Raw genomic sequence first — 15,913 nt, forward strand, 5'->3', positions numbered from 1 at the left:
CTCTATAACTGAACGAATAGTGGCTGTGACTTAAGGCGTCTTGATTTCCAGACGGAAATCCACGGCTTTGGCGGAGGGCGCAATCGCTTGAATGAAACTGGTCTGTTCGCCGTACATCATCTGGCTTTTCCAGGTTTCCTCATCGCCAATCGGGAAGCCTTCAGGGCCGAGCCAGGCGAAGCGGTAGTAGAAAGTCTTGTTGTTGAAACTGGTGTTGCTCAGTTGTGCGTTGACCGTCATGAAGCCGTTTTCCCGGGCGACGCGCATGGCGCCGACCACGATGTTCTTGAGCTTGCCCATGGCCACGACTTTGCTGGCCGCACTGCCTGGCTCTGGTGGCGGCGGTGTTGCGCAGCCAGCCAGCAGGGCCAGGGCAACCACGGCGATGAATTTGAAACGCATACAAGACTCCATTCTCAAGGTTGTTTAAGGGTGGCCACGGCCGTCGGGTTAACGCTCGTGATCACATGGGCGGCCAAGCCGCTGGCGAACACCTGGTTACTCACGGCGCGCAGGCTGATCACTTGATAGCGTTGATCCACGGTGACCCGAACCACCGATCCGCCGACAGCGTTTGGCAGCGTGACCTGATGCTCACCCTTCTTCAGACGCAGACGCACCACTTGGGTGTTATCCGGCAGGGTGCGCCAGGTACGGGTGTCGGCACCTTCAAGTACGGCAGAAGTAATGCCGACCGCGAGGCCTGCGAGCGGATTGGTTTCGTTGATTTTCTTTTGCGCAACGCCACGAGTTACCGCGCGAACCGTGGTGCGCAGAATGATCCCCGGCATGTCGTCACGCAGGGCGCGGCGCGACATGGCGGTGGTGCTGTTGAGTTGGGTCAGGTTCAGTTGCTGGCCATCGACGCCGATTTGGGCGAACGGCGCGGTGGAAGTGTCGGCCTTGATGATCGGGAACGAAAGCGCAGTGATCACCACATTGCCGCTGATAGGCAGTGGCAGCGGTACACGGATCGAGTCTCGGGAGGGCGCCAGACCGCTTTGCACGACGATCAGGATGTCACTTTCCTCGTCCTTGCCACTTGGCTTGTCGAGATTCACCAGCGCTTGCTCCAGCAGCGCAGTGTTGGGGCGCAGCTCGGCGGCCTTGCGATAACCCGGCGCGGCGAGGTCTTTTTCACCCAGCGCCTCGTAAACGAAACCGGCCAGGTAGTGGCTGAAAGCGCTTTGGTAGCTGTTCTTCAGGCTGACCACGTCAGGCGCATCGAGGCTGGCGACCGGGTAACCCTGCAAGTCTTTGTACTGGGTCTTGATGCCTTGTTTTTCAGCCTCGTCTTCGCTCTTGAGGTATTCCTTGTCACGCAAGTCGGCGATGACCGCTTCACGCTCATGGGTCTTCTTGATAGCGGTGCGCGCACCGTCGAAGTCGTTGACTGCCAGCAGATTGAGGGCCATTTGCGTGGTCAGCATGACTTTTTCATAGTCATAGCCTTCATAGCGACGAACCTTGTCGTTGACCATGAAGCTGCCGAACTGAGCCAGGTATTTATCGGTATCGAGCTTGACCGAATCTTCCCATTTGCCCACCACCACATCGGCGCTGGTCCAAGCGTTCTGGCTGCCGGACAAATCGCCCTTGGCACGCAGCAGCTCACCCTTCTCGAAGTAATAGAGCAGGTCTTTGTCATCGCCGGTGTTGTTCTTTTCCAGCAGGGTCAGCGCGGCGTCGACATTGCCAGAGGCCAATTGCTGGTTGGTTTGCGCGAGTTCGGAATCGTAATTACGAAAGGCTGAACAGCCGGACAACAGCGTGACGGCGCTGAGCGCGATCAAAGTTAAGGCGCGGGATGCCATGGAGGTGTTTCTTCCCTGATTATTTTTAGCAGCCGAAATGCTGGTCGGGCTGTTAAGACCTATTGGCGCAGACTGGCGTCCTGCCAATTCCTCATAAACCGAGGAGCTTAAATGCCGTTTCGATCTATCGAAGGCGCGGCAGTATAAACAAGTGTAATGGCTTGGTGATGGCATTTTTTTAATGCCCTATGTTGCCGCCCCACCGGACGAAACAATCGACAACGCTTGAGTGAAATCACCTGGAAGGGAACAATGTGTTACTTCGTATTACCCATTGAGATCGATTCATGACCGCCCCCTCCCGATTTCTGGCGTGGCTAGCACTGCCGATGCTCGCGTTCTGTAGCGCCTACGCATTGGCCGACACTGCTGATAACGCACACAAGGCGCTGCATTTGCTTGATTACATCGGCGCTGATTACCCGCAATCGGTCGAGGCGGGCAAGGTCATCAATGACACCGAATACCGCGAACAACAGGAGTTTCTGAGCGTGCTGCAGGGCGTGATCGCCGAGCTGCCAGCCACGCCTGGGCGCGCGGATCTGGAGCAAGGCGCCAGTGACCTGCGCAGCGCGGTCGATGCCCGCAAGGACGGCGCTGACGTTACCCGCCAGGCCCGGCAACTGGGCGCGAAACTGGCCGTGACCTATGAAGTCAGTCAAGCGCCGATCATTACCCCGGACCCGGTTCGCGGTGCGCCGCTGTATGCCCAGCATTGTTCGGTTTGCCATGGCGAGGCGGGCGCCGGTGATGGTCCGGCCGCTGTCGGTCTGACGCCGCCTCCAGCGAACCTTCGCGATGCAGTGCGCACCGATCACCTGAGTCTCTTCGCGATCTACAACACCTTGGGTCTGGGCGTCGAAGGCACCGATATGCCAGCGTTCGCCGATCAGTTGGATGACCGTCAGCGTTGGGACCTGGCGACTTACATTGCCAGCTTCAGCGCGGATCCCGCGGCAGCAAAATCCGACAAGACCTACAATATTGCCGACCTGGCCCGTCAGACGCCGGCCGAAGTGCAGGCCGCCGAAGGTCCGCAGGCGGCGGCGACGTTCCGTGCGCAGCGTGCTCAGCCGCCTCAGGTCAAGCGTGGGCCTGCGCAGTTGCTTGATTACACCGCTGCCACCCTCGACAAGAGCATTGCCGCTTACCGTGCGGGTGACCGCGATCAGGCGTATGACTTGTCGGTTGCGGCTTACCTGGAAGGCTTTGAACTGGTTGAAAGCTCTCTGGACAACGTCGATGCAGCGGTGCGCAAAGACACCGAAAAATCGTTGATGGCGTACCGTCAGTCGTTGCAGGACGGGCTATCAGTGGCTCAGGCCGAACAGCGGCTGGACACGGCCAAGGCAAAATTGAAAGAGTCTGCGGGGCTGCTGGGCAGTGATGGTTTGAGCTGGTCCCTGAGTTTTATCTCCGGTTTGTTGATTTTGCTGCGTGAAGGTCTGGAAGCAATTCTGGTGCTGGCGGCGATTCTCGCCTTCCTGCGCAATACCGGCCAACAATCGGCGGTGCGCAGCGTTAACGTCGGTTGGGGCTTGGCGTTGTTGGCCGGTCTGGGGACATGGGCGTTGGCTGCTTACGTGATTGACGTCAGCGGTTCGCAACGCGAGTTACTCGAAGGTGCGACGGCGTTGTTTGCCAGCGTCATGGTGCTGTGGCTCGGCGTCTGGATGCATGACCGCCGTCATGCGGCGGCCTGGCAGGATTACATCAAGAGCAGCCTGGTGGGCGGTGGCGGTCGTTTCGGGTTTGCGATCCTGGCGTTCTTCTCGGTCTATCGCGAGTTGTTCGAAGTGATCCTGTTCTATGAAACCTTGTGGCTGCAGGCCGGACCTGCGGGGCATGACGCGGTGTTGGCGGGTGGTGCGACGGCGCTGGTGTTGCTGGTGGGGCTGGCGTGGGTAATCCTGCGCGGCTCGGCGAAGCTGCCACTGGCGTTGTTCTTCAGCATCAATGCCGGTTTGCTGTGCGCGTTGTCGGTGGTGTTTGCCGGTCATGGCGTGAAAGCGCTGCAGGAGGCCGGGATTTTCGGTACGCGGCCGGTGCCGTTCTTTGACTTCGACTGGCTGGGGATCCACGCTGATGCCTATTCACTGAGTGCTCAGGCGGTGGCTATCTTCGCGATCATCGTGCTGTATGGCCGCAGTCGGGTAGCTGAAAAGCGTCGAGTGCCGGTTTCTTAACGGCATTTGCTGCGCTCACAATCGCGAGCAGGCTCGCTCCCCCAAGGTTGCATAAAACCTGGGGGGGCGAGCTAGTTCCGGGCAGCGATCCGACGATGCTTTTTGGAAAAGGAAAAAACAATGCGTGTCTGGATCGATGCCGATGCTTGCCCTCGGGCGGCGAAGGATCTGGTGGTGAAGTTCGCCCTCAAGCGCCAATTCGAAGTGGTGATGGTGGCGGGCCAGCCGCAAATCAAACCGGGTTTGGCGCTGGTCAAACTGATCGTCGTGCCGAGTGGCCCGGATGCCGCCGATGATTACCTGGTGGAACACGCGGTGCCCGGTGAACTGGTGATTTGCAGTGACGTGCCGCTGGCTGATCGGCTGGTAAAGAAGGGTGTTGCTGCACTCGACCCGCGCGGCAAGGAGTTCGATGCGCAGAACATGGGAGACCGCTTGGCGGTACGGAACCTGTTCACCGATCTGCGTGAACAGGGCCAGATGAGCGGCGGCCCGGCACCGTTTGGCGACCGCGAAAAGCAGGCGTTCGCCAATGCGCTGGACCGGATCCTTACGCGGCTGACCCGAAAACCCTGAATTACCTGCAACCCTCCTACAGTTGAACAGTGTCAGGCGTCGTTTTCGTGGGTCAGTTCGAGCACGCGGTCGATCAGTTTGTTGATGCCGGTCGCTACCTCTCCGATCGACTGTCCGAGCATGTAGGCCGGGGTGCTGACCAGTTTGCGCGCTTTGTCTTCAACGATATCGCCGACGGCGCACTCTGTGTGGGTAGCGCCCATTTTGTTCATCGCCGCCGCCGTGTCGGCATCGTTGCCGATGGTGCAGGTCACACCCGGGCCGTAGATTTTTGCAGCCAGCGCCGGCGAAATGCAGATCAGCCCGACCGGTTTACCCGCTTCGGCGAAGGCCTCTGCCAACGCCAGAACCTCTGGCTGTACAGCGCAGGCAGCGCCTTCAACGGCGAAATTGGAAAGGTTTTTCGCCGCCCCGAAACCGCCGGGTACGATGAGCGCGTCGAAATCCTCGACGTTGGCTTCACGGATGTCCTTGATGTTGCCCCGGGCAATCCGCGCCGATTCAACCAGCACATTGCGCGACTCAGGCATTTCCTCGCCAGTGAGGTGATTGATCACGTGCAACTGCGCAATGTCGGGTGCGAAACACTCAACCTGAGCGCCGCGTTGGTCCAGTCGCAGCAAGGTGATCACGCTTTCGTGGATCTCGGCGCCGTCGTATACGCCACAGCCGGAAAGGATCACTGCAATTTTTTTGCTCATGGGCTTTTTCTCCAGATTCATGGCGTTAAATGTCCACTAATTTGTCACTCGTTGCCATAGGGTTAATTCGCAGCTACACCTAATCTTTGCTGAATGATTGCGATCAGGTCGCCCCATGAACTTCATTCTGTATGCGGTGCCGTTTTTCTTCGTGCTGATTGCCGTCGAGTTGCTGGCTGATCGTTGGCGCGGGGTGAGCAATTATCGGGTAGCGGATGCCATCAACAGCCTCAGCACCGGCGTGTTGTCGACCACCACGGGCCTGCTGACCAAAGGCGTGGGCCTGGTGACCTATGCATTTGCCCTCAAGCATCTGGCGCTGTTCGAACTCGCCTCCGACAGCCTGTGGGTCTGGGTATTTGCCTTTGTCCTCTATGACTTCTGCTACTACTGGCTGCACCGCATGGGGCATGAACGCAACATCCTCTGGGCGGCGCATTCGGTGCATCACCAAAGCGAGGACTACAACCTCTCCACGGCCCTGCGCCAGACCAGTACCGGGTTCCTGCTGAGCTGGATTTTCTACCTGCCAATGGCGGTGCTTGGCGTGCCATTGCTGGTATTCGTCAGCGTTGCCGCACTGAATCTGCTGTATCAATTCTGGGTGCATACCAAACACATTCCCAAGCTCGGCTGGTTCGAGTGGTTTTTCGTCACGCCGTCCAATCATCGGGCCCACCATGCACAAAATGCTCTTTACATGGATCGCAACTACGGCGGGGTGTTCATTATTTGGGACCGTCTATTTGGCTCGTTTCAGGAAGAAGACGACAACGAGCCGGTGATTTTCGGTGTTACCACGCCGCTGTCGAGCTGGAATCCATTGTGGGCAAACGTGCAGTTTTACGCGCAGCTTTGGAGCGATGCGCGGCGTGCCGGGAGCGTATGGGACAAGCTGCGAATCTGGTTCATGCCGACCGGTTGGCGGCCAGCGGATGTCGCGGCCCGGTACCCGATCAGCAAACCGGACCTGAGTCAGTTTCGTAAATTCGAGGTAGCGCTGGACGGTCGCCAGCAGTGGTACGTGGCCTTGCAGTTTTGCGTTTATATCGCGCTGGGCAGCTACTTGATGAACCTGGAGCAGAGCTTGCCGACAGCCGCATTGGTACTGGGTTGGGGCGCGGTGGCACTTGGATTGTTCACGTTGGGCGTGGCCCTGGAGAATCGCCCGTGGGCGTTGAAGCTGGAGCTGCTGCGGTTGGCCTCCAACTTGCCGCTGATCTGGCTGGCGCCGACAGTCGGGTTGTGGCCGGCGAGCGCCGTAGGCTGGGTTGGTGTACTCAGCTACAGCCTACTTAGCGGTATCGGTCTCTACTGTTGCAGAAACCGCTTCACTCGACTGGCGTCTTAGTGTCGTCCTTGGCTTGTTCGGCTTTCAAGGCTTGCTCGTCGGCGTAGATCTTCTTGGCCAGGCGGGCGTTCTTGAAGCGTCGACGCAGCCACAAGCCCAGGCCGAGGAGCAGCAGCGCGCCAAGTACCCACAACTCGTACTTTTTGACGCTGCCGAGCATGCCTTCCAGTACCGCGCCGAAATGATACGCAGCAGCGGCCAACGCGGCAGCCCAGATGGCTGCGCCGATACCGTTCAGCAGCAAATAACGGCCGGGCGGATAACCGGACAAGCCAATTGCCACTGGCATTACCGTGCGCAGTCCATAAACAAAACGGAAACTCAGGACCCAGATGTCGGGATGCCGGCGGATGTGTTCCAGTGCCCGATCACCCATCATTTGCCAGCGCGGCTTGCGCGCCAGCAATTTACGGCCGTGCTTGCGCCCCAGGAAATACCACAGCTGATCACCGGCGTAACTGCCGAGGAACGCCACGATCATGACCACTTTGAGGTCCATGTATCCGCGGAACGCGAGGAAGCCCGCGAGTACCAGGATGGTTTCGCCTTCGAAGAACGTGCCGAGAAAGAGGGCGAAGTAGCCGAATTCCTGAAGAAATTGTTGGAGCATTGTCTGGGTGCTGGCGAAATGAACGCGCAGCCTACCCCTTCGTGCACATTCATGAAAGTGTCCAAATGTGTCTCGACGTGAACAATTCCTACAATGACAATGGAATGCGGCTACGTGTAACGGGGCTAAGCACAACTGTCATCTGTTCGTCATAATGGCCGCTTATAACTGTCACGCTCGCCTGCCAGCGCGGGCTTTGGAGTCTGCCGTGAGCTTTACCCCCGCCAATCGCCTGTTCCCCGCCACCCGCCTGCGCCGCAACCGCCGCGATGATTTCTCGCGTCGACTGGTCCGTGAAAACGTGCTGACCGTCGATGACTTGATCCTGCCGGTGTTTGTCCTGGACGGTGAAAACCGCCGTGAAGCGGTGGCCTCGATGCCGGGCGTTGAACGCCTGACCATCGACTTGTTGCTAATCGAGGCGGCCAAATGGGTCGAGTTGGGCATACCGGCATTGGCATTGTTTCCGGTTACGCCGCCAGCGCTCAAGTCGCTGGACGCCGCCGAAGCCTGGAATCCGGACGGTATTGCCCAACGCGCCACACGTGCCCTGCGTGCGCAATTCCCTGAGCTGGGTGTGATTACAGACGTTGCGCTCGATCCGTTCACCACGCACGGCCAGGACGGCATTCTCGACGCAGAAGGCTATGTGCAAAACGACATCACCGTTGATGCGCTGGTCAAGCAAGCCTTGTCCCACGCTGCCGCCGGCGCTCAGGTAGTTGCCCCCTCCGACATGATGGACGGTCGCATCCAGGCCATCCGTGAAGCGCTGGAACTGGCCGATCACGTCAATGTGCGGATCATGGCCTACTCGGCGAAGTACGCCAGTGCCTATTACGGCCCGTTCCGCGATGCGGTCGGTTCGGCGTTGAACCTGGGCAAGGCCAACAAGGCCTCTTATCAGATGGACCCGGCCAACAGCAACGAAGCCCTGCACGAAGTGGCGGCTGACTTGTCAGAAGGTGCGGACATGGTCATGGTCAAGCCAGGCATGCCCTACCTGGACATCCTTTACCGGGTCAAAGAAGAATTCAAAGTGCCGACGTTTGTTTATCAAGTCAGCGGCGAATACGCCATGCACATGGCGGCAATACAGAATGGCTGGTTGAGCGAAGGGGTTATCCTTGAATCCCTGACCGCTTTTAAACGTGCAGGCGCTGATGGCATCCTGACGTACTTTGCCGTTCGTGCTGCTCAATTGTTACGAGAGCAAAAATAGCCCTCCCAGGAACATTCCATGAATACCGAAGGACTCACTGAAGTTGCCGTAAAAGAGGCTCAACCCGTGGTAGAGCAAATCGCCGAAACCCCGCCGGAGCTGGAGCCAGCTCCACCCGCGGTGGTGGCCGAAGCCGCTGCGGCGGTGCCGGCGATTGCCATACCCGGCCTGGATGACAGCAGCCTGTACATCCACCGCGAGTTATCGCAACTGCAGTTCAACATCCGCGTGCTGGAACAGGCGCTTGATGAGTCCTACCCGTTGCTGGAACGGCTGAAGTTTTTGCTGATTTTTTCCAGCAACCTGGACGAGTTCTTCGAAATTCGTGTGGCCGGGCTGAAAAAGCAGATCACCTTCGCCCGTGAACAAGCCGGCGCCGATGGCTTGCAGCCGCATCAGGCCCTGGCCCGAATCAGCGAGTTGGTGCACGGTCACGTCGACCGCCAATACGCGATTCTTAACGACATTCTGTTGCCGGAACTGGAAAAACATCAGGTTCGCTTCATCCGTCGTCGTTACTGGACCACCAAGCTCAAAACCTGGGTTCGCCGTTATTTCCGTGACGAGATCGCACCGATCATCACCCCGATCGGCCTCGACCCGACTCACCCGTTCCCGTTGTTGGTGAACAAGAGCCTGAACTTCATCGTCGAGCTCGAAGGTATTGACGCGTTTGGCCGTGATTCCGGCTTGGCAATTATCCCGGCCCCGCGTTTGCTGCCACGCATCATCAAGGTGCCGGAAGAGGTTGGCGGCCCCGGCGACAACTATGTGTTCCTGTCATCGATGATTCACGCGCACGCCGATGACTTGTTCCAGGGCATGAAGGTCAAGGGCTGCTACCAGTTCCGCCTGACCCGTAACGCTGATCTGGCCGTCGATACCGAAGACGTGGAAGACCTGGCGCGCGCCCTGCGTGGCGAGTTGTTCTCGCGGCGCTACGGCGATGCGGTGCGACTGGAAGTGGCCGACACATGCCCGAAACACTTGTCCGACTACCTGTTGAAACAGTTCAACTTGCACGAGACCGAGCTCTATAAAGTCTACGGTCCGGTCAACCTTACCCGTCTGTTCAGCATCACGGGCCTGGACAGCCATCCAGAGTTGCAATACTTGCCGTTCACGCCGCAGATTCCGAAATTGCTGCAGAACAGCGAGAATATTTTCAGTGTGATCAGCAAGCAGGACATTCTGCTGCTGCACCCTTTTGAGTCGTTCACGCCGGTGGTCGATCTGCTGCGCCAGGCTGCCAAGGACCCGCATGTTCTTGCCGTGCGTCAGACTCTTTACCGCTCCGGTGCCAACTCGGAAATTGTTGATGCGCTGGTGGACGCCGCGCGCAACGGCAAGGAAGTCACGGCGGTCATTGAATTGCGGGCACGGTTCGACGAAGAGTCCAACCTGCAACTGGCCAGCCGTCTGCAAGCGGCCGGCGCGGTGGTGATCTACGGCGTGGTCGGCTTCAAGACGCACGCCAAGATGATGCTGATTCTACGACGCGAGGCTGGCGAGATTGTCCGTTACGCCCACTTGGGTACCGGCAACTACCACGCCGCCAACGCGCGCCTGTATACCGACTACAGCTTGCTCACCTCCGACGACGCGTTGTGCGAGGACGTCGGCAAACTGTTCAGCCAGTTGATCGGCATGGGTAAAACCCTGCGCATGAAAAAACTGCTGCATGCGCCGTTCACGTTGAAGAAGGGCATGCTCGACATGATTGCCCGCGAGACGCAGTTCGCCCTCGACGGCAAACCGGCGCACATCATCGCAAAATTCAACTCGTTGACCGATCCGAAGATCATTCGCGCGCTGTACAAGGCCAGTCAGTCTGGCGTTCGTATCGATCTGGTGGTACGCGGCATGTGCTGCTTGCGTCCTGGCATTGCCGGCGTCTCGCACAACATCCACGTGCGCTCGATCATCGGGCGTTTCCTGGAGCACACGCGAGTCTTCTACTTCCTCAATGGCGGCGAAGAGCAAATGTTCCTGTCCAGCGCCGACTGGATGGAGCGCAACCTCGACAAGCGCGTCGAGACTTGCTTCCCGGTAGAGGGCAAGAAGCTGATCATGCGGGTCAAGAAAGAGCTGGAGTTGTATCTCACCGATAACACCCACAGCTGGAGCCTGCAGGCCGACGGTCGTTATATCCGCAATACGCCGACCGGCAACCAGAACCCGCGCAGTGCCCAGGCCACGCTGCTGGAGCGTCTGGGCAGCCCGATCCTGGCGGTGCGCTAACCTGCTGCAATCGAGGTAAAAAAATGGCGATCCCTGCGGATCGCCATTTTTGTTTGGATCGACAACGGTGTAGCGATTCTGTGGCGAGGGGATTTATCCCCGTAGGGCTGCGAAGTAACCCCCAAACTTGAACAGTGGCGCATCAGCAGGCCGCATCCAGCGACTTCACGACTGCTTTGCAGCCGAACGGGGATAAATCCCCTCACCACGGCAAGCCCGCCACCACACGAACAGGTGTTGTGTCAGCGAACGTTCAAGGTAAAACCAACCCGCGTCAGCCATTCCGCTTCCAGGGCGAAATCGGCTTGGGTCAGCTGGTTTTCGTCCAGCCAGTCTTTCGGGAACAACACGTCCAGGCTGTCACCGTTAGCCCTCAGAACGACCTGAGGCATTTCTTGGGTGCCGCGAATGTGGTGGAACAAAATCGCAAAGCGCAGCAGTACGCACAAGCGGATCAGCTTGATGCCGTCGTTGCCGAAATCGGCAAACTTATCCCGCGGAATGTTGCGACGATGGCCGCGCACCAGCAGTGCAAGCATCTGTTGGTCTTCGCGGGAGAACCCGGCCAGGTCCGAGTGCTCGATCAGGTAAGCGCCGTGTTTGTGATAGTGATAGTGAGCGATGTCCAGGCCCACTTCGTGCACTTTGGCTGCCCAGCCCAGCAGTTCGCGCCAGATGCCGTCATCCAAATCCCAATCTTCAGCGACCTGATCGAAGGCATGCAGCGCTTTGCGCTCAACCCGGGCTGCTTGTTCCAGATCGACGTGATAACGCTCCATCAGCGAGCTTAGCGTGCGTTCACGGACGTCTTCGTGGTGATGACGCCCCAACAGGTCGTAAAGCACGCCTTCACGCAATGCACCTTCACAGTGGTCCATGCGTTGCAGCTCTAGCGCATCGAAAATCGCTTCAAGAATCGCCAGGCCGGCCGGGAAAATCGCACGGCGGTCAGGCTTGATGCCTTCGAAGTCGATCTTGTCGGCGTCACCCAGTTTGAAAATCTTGCGCTTGAGCCAGGCCAAGCCTTGCGCGTTCACTTCGCCCGTACCGTGGCCACCGGCCTTCAGCGCCAGGCCGATGGCGCGAATGGTGCCCGAGGAGCCAATGGCTTCATCCCAGGTGAGGCGATGCAAAGCGTGCTCGATGCTCATGATCTCCAGCCGCGCCGCGGTGTAAGCCTGGGCGTAGCGGGCCGGGGTGATTTTACCGTCCTTGAAATAACGCTGGGTGAAGCTGACGCAGCCCATTTGCAGGCTTTCGCGCAACAATGGCTCGAATCGTTGGCCAATGATGAACTCGGTGCTGCCGCCGCCGATATCCGCAACCAGGCGCTTGCCCGGCGTGTCGGCGAGGGTGTGGGATACGCCAAGGTAGATCAGGCGTGCTTCTTCGCGGCCAGAGATGACTTCTACCGGGTGGCCAAGGATTTCTTCGGCGCGGCGGATGAATTCGCCACGGTTGCGCGCTTCACGCAGGGCGTTGGTCCCCACGATTCGCACGGCGCCCAGCGGCATACCGTTGATCAGTTGGGCAAAGCGCTTCAGGCAGTCGAGCCCGCGCTGGATGGATTCTTCGTTGAGTTGGCGCTCTTCGTCGATGCCGGCGGCCAGCTGAACCTTCTCTCCGAGGCGTTCGAGAATACGGATTTCGCCGTTCTGGGCTTTGGCCACGACCATGTGAAAGCTGTTGGAGCCCAGGTCGATTGCGGCGATCAGGGACAGATTCTTGGCTTGGGATTGCGGCATGGTCTGGGGGTCTCGGTCGATAACCCAGACATCGTGCCACGATCAAACGCTGCCGCCAACGCGCAGAGCTGAAAGCCTTGATTCAGCACAGAAAGTCTGTGACCGCTGCGCGGTCAATCGCTAGCAGGCTAGCTCCCACATTGGAATGCGTGCCCTTGCGGAGGTGAGCATTGCTCCCACATTGGAATGCGTGCCCTTGTAGAGGCCAGCATTGCTCCCACATTGGAATGCGTGCCCTTGTAGAGGCCAGCATTGCTCCCACATTGGAATGCGTGCCCTTGTAGAGGTCAGCATTGCTCCCACATTCGAATGCGTGCCCTTGTAGAGGCCTGCATTGCTCCCACATTGGAATGCATGCCCTTGTGGAGGTCAGCATTGCTTGCGCCTTGGAGTGCTGCCCTTATGGAGGTCAGTATCGCCCTCACTTGGAATGCACTTCAGTGTGGGAGCTAGCCTGCTAGCGATGAAGGCCGCAAAGGCCCTGAAGTTTTTCAGGCTGTCGCTTCCACCGTCCCAATAAAGTTCGCCAGCTCCGCCGTCTGCGGATTGGCAAACAACACCTTCGGATCGCCCACTTCATGCACTTTTCCTTGGTGCATGAACACCAACTTATCCCCAACCTCCCGCGCAAAGCGCATTTCGTGGGTGACCATAATCAGCGTCATACCTTCCCGGGCCAGTTGTCGGACCACGCTCAGCACTTCGTTAACCAGTTCCGGGTCCAGGGCCGAGGTGATTTCGTCGCACAGCAGCACTTTCGGTGACATTGCCAACGCGCGGGCGATCGCAACCCGCTGTTGCTGCCCGCCAGACAGGCGATCCGGGAACGCATCAAACTTTTCCCCCAGGCCCACCCGCTCCAGCATTTCTCGCGCCAGCACTTTAGCCTTGGCCTTCGGTACTTTTTGCACCACTTGCGGCGCGAGCATCACGTTTTCGCCGACGGTGAGGTGTGGGAACAGGTTGAACTGCTGAAACACCATCCCGACTTTCTGTCGCAGGCTGCGAAGGTCAGCCCGGGCGGCATCGAGGTATTCGCCGTCGACTTCGATCACACCGTCATTGATCGACTCCAGACCATTCAATGTGCGCAACAAAGTGGATTTACCCGAACCGCTGCGGCCGATGATTGCCACCACCTGACCTTCCTCGACGCTCAGGTCGATGCCCTTGAGCACATGGTGGTCGCCGTAATATTTGTGCAGGGCCGAAATTCTAAGCAGAGGCATGCAGTCTCCTTTCCAGGTAGCGCGCACTGAGGGACAAGGGGTAACAGAGCAGGAAGTAGCCGGCGGCAACGAGGCCGTAGACCATGAACGGTTCAAACGTCGCGTTGGCGAGCATGCCGCCGGTCTTGGTCAGTTCGGTGAAGCCGATGATCGAGGTGACAGCGGTGCCTTTGACCACTTGCACCGAGAAACCCACGGTCGGCGCCACCGCGATGCGCAGCGCTTGCGGCAGGATCACGTAACGCAATTGCTCCAGCGGATTAAGCGCCAGGCTCGACGAAGCTTCCCACTGGCCGTTGGGGATGGAGTCGACGCAGCCACGCCAGATCTCGGCCAGATAAGCGCTGGTGAACAACGTCAGGGCCACTGCCGCCGCCATCCACGCTGAAATTTCCACGCCGGCCAATGCGACGCCGAAGAACACCAGAAACAACTGCATCAATAGCGGCGTTCCCTGAAACAGTTCGATATAGGTACGCGCGAGATTGCGCGGCAGGGCTTTGTGGGAAATGCGCATGACCATCACCAGTAGCCCGATCACGCCGCCGCCGATAAACGCCACCAGCGACAACGCCAACGTCCATTGCAGGCCTGTGAGCAGGTTGCGCACGATGTCCCACAAGGTGAAATCGCTCATTGGCTGCTCCTCGAAATGTAGCGACGCCCGATCCAGTTCAATAATTGGCGGATCAGCAGCGCCATGCACAGGTAGATCAGCGTGGTCAGGGCGTAGGTTTCAAAGGCGCGGAAATTGCGCGACTGAATGAAGTTGGCGGCGAAGCTGAGTTCTTCTGTGGCAATTTGTGAACAGACCGCCGAGCCGAGCATGACGATGATGATCTGGCTGGTGAGTGCCGGCCACACCTTGCCCAATGCTGGCAGCAGGATGACGTGTCGGAAGGCTTCAAAACGGCTCATCGCCAGCGCAGCTGCGGCCTCCAGTTGGCCGCGCGGAATCGCTTGAATGCCCGCGCGGATAATTTCGGTGGAATAAGCGCCCAGGTTGATCACCATTGCCAGCACCGCGGCCTGCCATTCAGAAATTTGCAGGCCCAGCGACGGCAAACCGAAAAAGATGAAGAACAACTGCACCAGAAACGGCGTGTTGCGGATTAATTCGACGTAAACCCCGAAGATTGCTGAAAAAGGGCGGATATTCCACGCGCGTACCAGTGCCCCGACGATGCCCAGGCCAACCCCGAACACCGCACCGATGGCGGTCAACTCAAGGGTGAACAGGGCGCCGCGCAACAGCAGGTCGGTGTTTTGCACCACGGGCATGAAATCGAACTGATAAGCCATATAGAGATTCCTCCGCGACGATCAGAGATCAGCCGGCAGCGGTTCTTTCAGCCAGGTCTGGGCGTTTTTCTCCAGCGCGCCGTCGGTCTTGGCGGTGGCAAGTATCTGGTTGACCTTGCCCAACAGCGCCGGCTCGTTTTTGTTCACGCCGACGTACACCGGTGAATCCTTGAGCTTCACTTTCAACGCTGGCACGCGTTTCGGGTTCTTCTCGCTGATTGCGACCATCACCACGTTGCCGCTGGCAATCAGGTCAACTTGACCTGCGAGGTAAGCGGCGATGGTCGAGTTGTTGTCTTCAAAGCGCTTGATGGTGACGCCTTCGGGCGCCACTTTGGTCAGCTCGATGTCTTCGATAGCGCCCCGAGTAACGCTGATGGTTTTACCCTTGAGATCGTCCAGGCTCTTGATGTTGGCGTCGGGCGGGCCGAACACCGCCAGGTAGAACGGCGCGTAGGCGCTGGAAAAATCGATGACTTTCTCGCGCTCCGGGTTTTTGCCGAGACTGGAAATCACCAGGTCGACCTTGCCGGTGGTCAGGAATGGAATGCGGTTGGTGCTGTTCACCGGGGTCAGTTCAAGTTTGACCTTGAGCTGGTCGGCCAGCAATTTGGCAGTGTCTATGTCGAGGCCGCGCGGCTTCATGTCCGGGCCGACCGAGCCGAAGGGCGGGAAGTCCTGCGGTACGGCAACTTTTAGCACGCCGCGTTTCACCACATCCTCCAGACCATCAGCGTGGGCGGGTGCCTGGCTCAGCATCAGGCTGGCAAACAAGGCTGCGAGAAGGGTGCTGTAACGCTGGGTCATGGCAAATCTCCGAATCGGCGAGAAGTGATTTCTGCGGTTCGACAGAGCACGGCCCATGCCAACCTCGGAATTCGATAGCGCCAACCCCGGATTTGCTGGATGAAATCGGTCTTACTGGTCTGAACAGTT

General features: G+C 58.6%; 14 protein-coding genes. 5 read left to right on the plus strand and 9 right to left on the minus strand.

Annotated elements, in window-relative coordinates; genetic code table 11:
• Nucleotides 1-30: 30 nt before the first annotated feature.
• Both ACQR3R_RS18520 and ACQR3R_RS18525 read right to left on the minus strand, forming a co-directional pair.
• On the minus strand, nt 31-402 hold the full coding sequence (locus ACQR3R_RS18520) for a DUF1425 domain-containing protein (protein ID WP_428274016.1): 372 nt from the start codon (nt 400-402) through the stop codon (nt 31-33).
• A gap of 14 nt (nt 403-416) precedes the next feature.
• Nucleotides 417-1,814, minus strand: coding sequence for a COG3014 family protein (locus tag ACQR3R_RS18525; protein WP_428274018.1), 1,398 nt, complete (start codon nt 1,812-1,814; stop codon nt 417-419).
• A 287-nt stretch (nt 1,815-2,101) separates the two neighbouring features.
• Between ACQR3R_RS18525 and ACQR3R_RS18530 the strand changes: the two genes are divergently transcribed.
• Nucleotides 2,102-4,000: an FTR1 family protein gene (locus tag ACQR3R_RS18530; RefSeq protein WP_428274020.1), complete on the plus strand. Its 1,899-nt coding sequence runs from the start codon at nt 2,102-2,104 to the stop codon at nt 3,998-4,000.
• A gap of 120 nt (nt 4,001-4,120) precedes the next feature.
• The gene (locus ACQR3R_RS18535) at nt 4,121-4,576 is read left to right on the plus strand and encodes a YaiI/YqxD family protein (RefSeq protein ID WP_428274022.1); all 456 of its coding nucleotides are present in this window, start codon (nt 4,121-4,123) and stop codon (nt 4,574-4,576) included.
• A 32-nt stretch (nt 4,577-4,608) separates the two neighbouring features.
• Here the strand turns inward: ACQR3R_RS18535 and elbB are convergent, their stop codons facing one another.
• A complete protein-coding gene (gene elbB, locus ACQR3R_RS18540) occupies nt 4,609-5,277 on the minus strand; it encodes an isoprenoid biosynthesis glyoxalase ElbB (protein WP_428274024.1) in 669 nt (222 codons plus the stop codon).
• A 115-nt stretch (nt 5,278-5,392) separates the two neighbouring features.
• Here elbB and ACQR3R_RS18545 point away from each other — a divergent pair, with 115 nt between their 5' ends.
• A complete protein-coding gene (locus ACQR3R_RS18545) occupies nt 5,393-6,628 on the plus strand; it encodes a sterol desaturase family protein (protein WP_428274026.1) in 1,236 nt (411 codons plus the stop codon).
• On the opposite strand, the gene ACQR3R_RS18550 is transcribed toward ACQR3R_RS18545, so the two are convergent.
• Nucleotides 6,609-7,238 (minus strand): VTT domain-containing protein, encoded by a 630-nt coding sequence (locus tag ACQR3R_RS18550; protein WP_428274028.1) that lies wholly within the window; start codon nt 7,236-7,238, stop codon nt 6,609-6,611. The genes ACQR3R_RS18545 and ACQR3R_RS18550 overlap by 20 nt on opposite strands.
• Nucleotides 7,239-7,446: 208 nt before the next feature.
• Between ACQR3R_RS18550 and hemB the strand changes: the two genes are divergently transcribed.
• A complete protein-coding gene (gene hemB / locus ACQR3R_RS18555; RefSeq protein WP_428274030.1) occupies nt 7,447-8,460 on the plus strand; it encodes a porphobilinogen synthase in 1,014 nt (337 codons plus the stop codon).
• A gap of 18 nt (nt 8,461-8,478) precedes the next feature.
• Entirely contained in the window at nt 8,479-10,701 is a 2,223-nt protein-coding gene (gene ppk1, locus ACQR3R_RS18560; protein WP_428274032.1) for a polyphosphate kinase 1, read from the plus strand.
• 242 nt (nt 10,702-10,943) lie between these two features.
• On the opposite strand, the gene ppx is transcribed toward ppk1, so the two are convergent.
• The 5 genes from ppx to ACQR3R_RS18585 all read right to left on the minus strand — a co-directional run bounded on the left by ppx (nt 10,944) and on the right by ACQR3R_RS18585 (nt 15,784).
• Nucleotides 10,944-12,446, minus strand: coding sequence for an exopolyphosphatase (gene ppx / locus ACQR3R_RS18565; protein WP_428274034.1), 1,503 nt, complete (start codon nt 12,444-12,446; stop codon nt 10,944-10,946).
• 491 nt (nt 12,447-12,937) lie between these two features.
• Nucleotides 12,938-13,675, minus strand: coding sequence for an ATP-binding cassette domain-containing protein (locus ACQR3R_RS18570; RefSeq protein WP_428274035.1), 738 nt, complete (start codon nt 13,673-13,675; stop codon nt 12,938-12,940).
• A complete protein-coding gene (locus ACQR3R_RS18575; protein ID WP_428274037.1) occupies nt 13,662-14,312 on the minus strand; it encodes an ABC transporter permease subunit in 651 nt (216 codons plus the stop codon). Before ACQR3R_RS18575 ends, ACQR3R_RS18570 begins: the two co-directional genes overlap by 14 nt.
• Nucleotides 14,309-14,977, minus strand: a complete 669-nt coding sequence (locus tag ACQR3R_RS18580; RefSeq protein ID WP_428274039.1) for an ABC transporter permease subunit — start codon at nt 14,975-14,977, stop codon at nt 14,309-14,311. The genes ACQR3R_RS18575 and ACQR3R_RS18580 overlap by 4 nt, the downstream gene beginning before the upstream one ends.
• A gap of 21 nt (nt 14,978-14,998) precedes the next feature.
• Nucleotides 14,999-15,784 (minus strand): transporter substrate-binding domain-containing protein, encoded by a 786-nt coding sequence (locus tag ACQR3R_RS18585; RefSeq protein WP_428274041.1) that lies wholly within the window; start codon nt 15,782-15,784, stop codon nt 14,999-15,001.
• Nucleotides 15,785-15,913: the final 129 nt, after the last annotated feature.

Source organism: Gordonia sp. IEGM753, assembly GCF_050321825.1.
Lineage (GTDB): Bacteria > Pseudomonadota > Gammaproteobacteria > Pseudomonadales > Pseudomonadaceae > Aquipseudomonas.

Excerpts from the sequence above, each read along its gene's own strand:
- ACQR3R_RS18535 (WP_428274022.1), top strand. The coding sequence starts at position 4,121 with ATGCGTGTCTGGATCGATGCCGATGCTTGCCCTCGGGCGGCGAAGGAT.
- ACQR3R_RS18520 (WP_428274016.1), bottom strand. The coding sequence starts at position 402 with ATGCGTTTCAAATTCATCGCCGTGGTTGCCCTGGCCCTGCTGGCTGGC.
- elbB (WP_428274024.1), bottom strand. The coding sequence starts at position 5,277 with ATGAGCAAAAAAATTGCAGTGATCCTTTCCGGCTGTGGCGTATACGAC.
- ACQR3R_RS18530 (WP_428274020.1), top strand. The coding sequence starts at position 2,102 with ATGACCGCCCCCTCCCGATTTCTGGCGTGGCTAGCACTGCCGATGCTC.
- ACQR3R_RS18585 (WP_428274041.1), bottom strand. The coding sequence starts at position 15,784 with ATGACCCAGCGTTACAGCACCCTTCTCGCAGCCTTGTTTGCCAGCCTG.
- ACQR3R_RS18545 (WP_428274026.1), top strand. The coding sequence starts at position 5,393 with ATGAACTTCATTCTGTATGCGGTGCCGTTTTTCTTCGTGCTGATTGCC.
- ACQR3R_RS18570 (WP_428274035.1), bottom strand. The coding sequence starts at position 13,675 with ATGCCTCTGCTTAGAATTTCGGCCCTGCACAAATATTACGGCGACCAC.
- ppx (WP_428274034.1), bottom strand. The coding sequence starts at position 12,446 with ATGCCGCAATCCCAAGCCAAGAATCTGTCCCTGATCGCCGCAATCGAC.
- ACQR3R_RS18550 (WP_428274028.1), bottom strand. The coding sequence starts at position 7,238 with ATGCTCCAACAATTTCTTCAGGAATTCGGCTACTTCGCCCTCTTTCTC.
- ACQR3R_RS18525 (WP_428274018.1), bottom strand. The coding sequence starts at position 1,814 with ATGGCATCCCGCGCCTTAACTTTGATCGCGCTCAGCGCCGTCACGCTG.
- ACQR3R_RS18580 (WP_428274039.1), bottom strand. The coding sequence starts at position 14,977 with ATGGCTTATCAGTTCGATTTCATGCCCGTGGTGCAAAACACCGACCTG.
- ACQR3R_RS18575 (WP_428274037.1), bottom strand. The coding sequence starts at position 14,312 with ATGAGCGATTTCACCTTGTGGGACATCGTGCGCAACCTGCTCACAGGC.
- ppk1 (WP_428274032.1), top strand. The coding sequence starts at position 8,479 with ATGAATACCGAAGGACTCACTGAAGTTGCCGTAAAAGAGGCTCAACCC.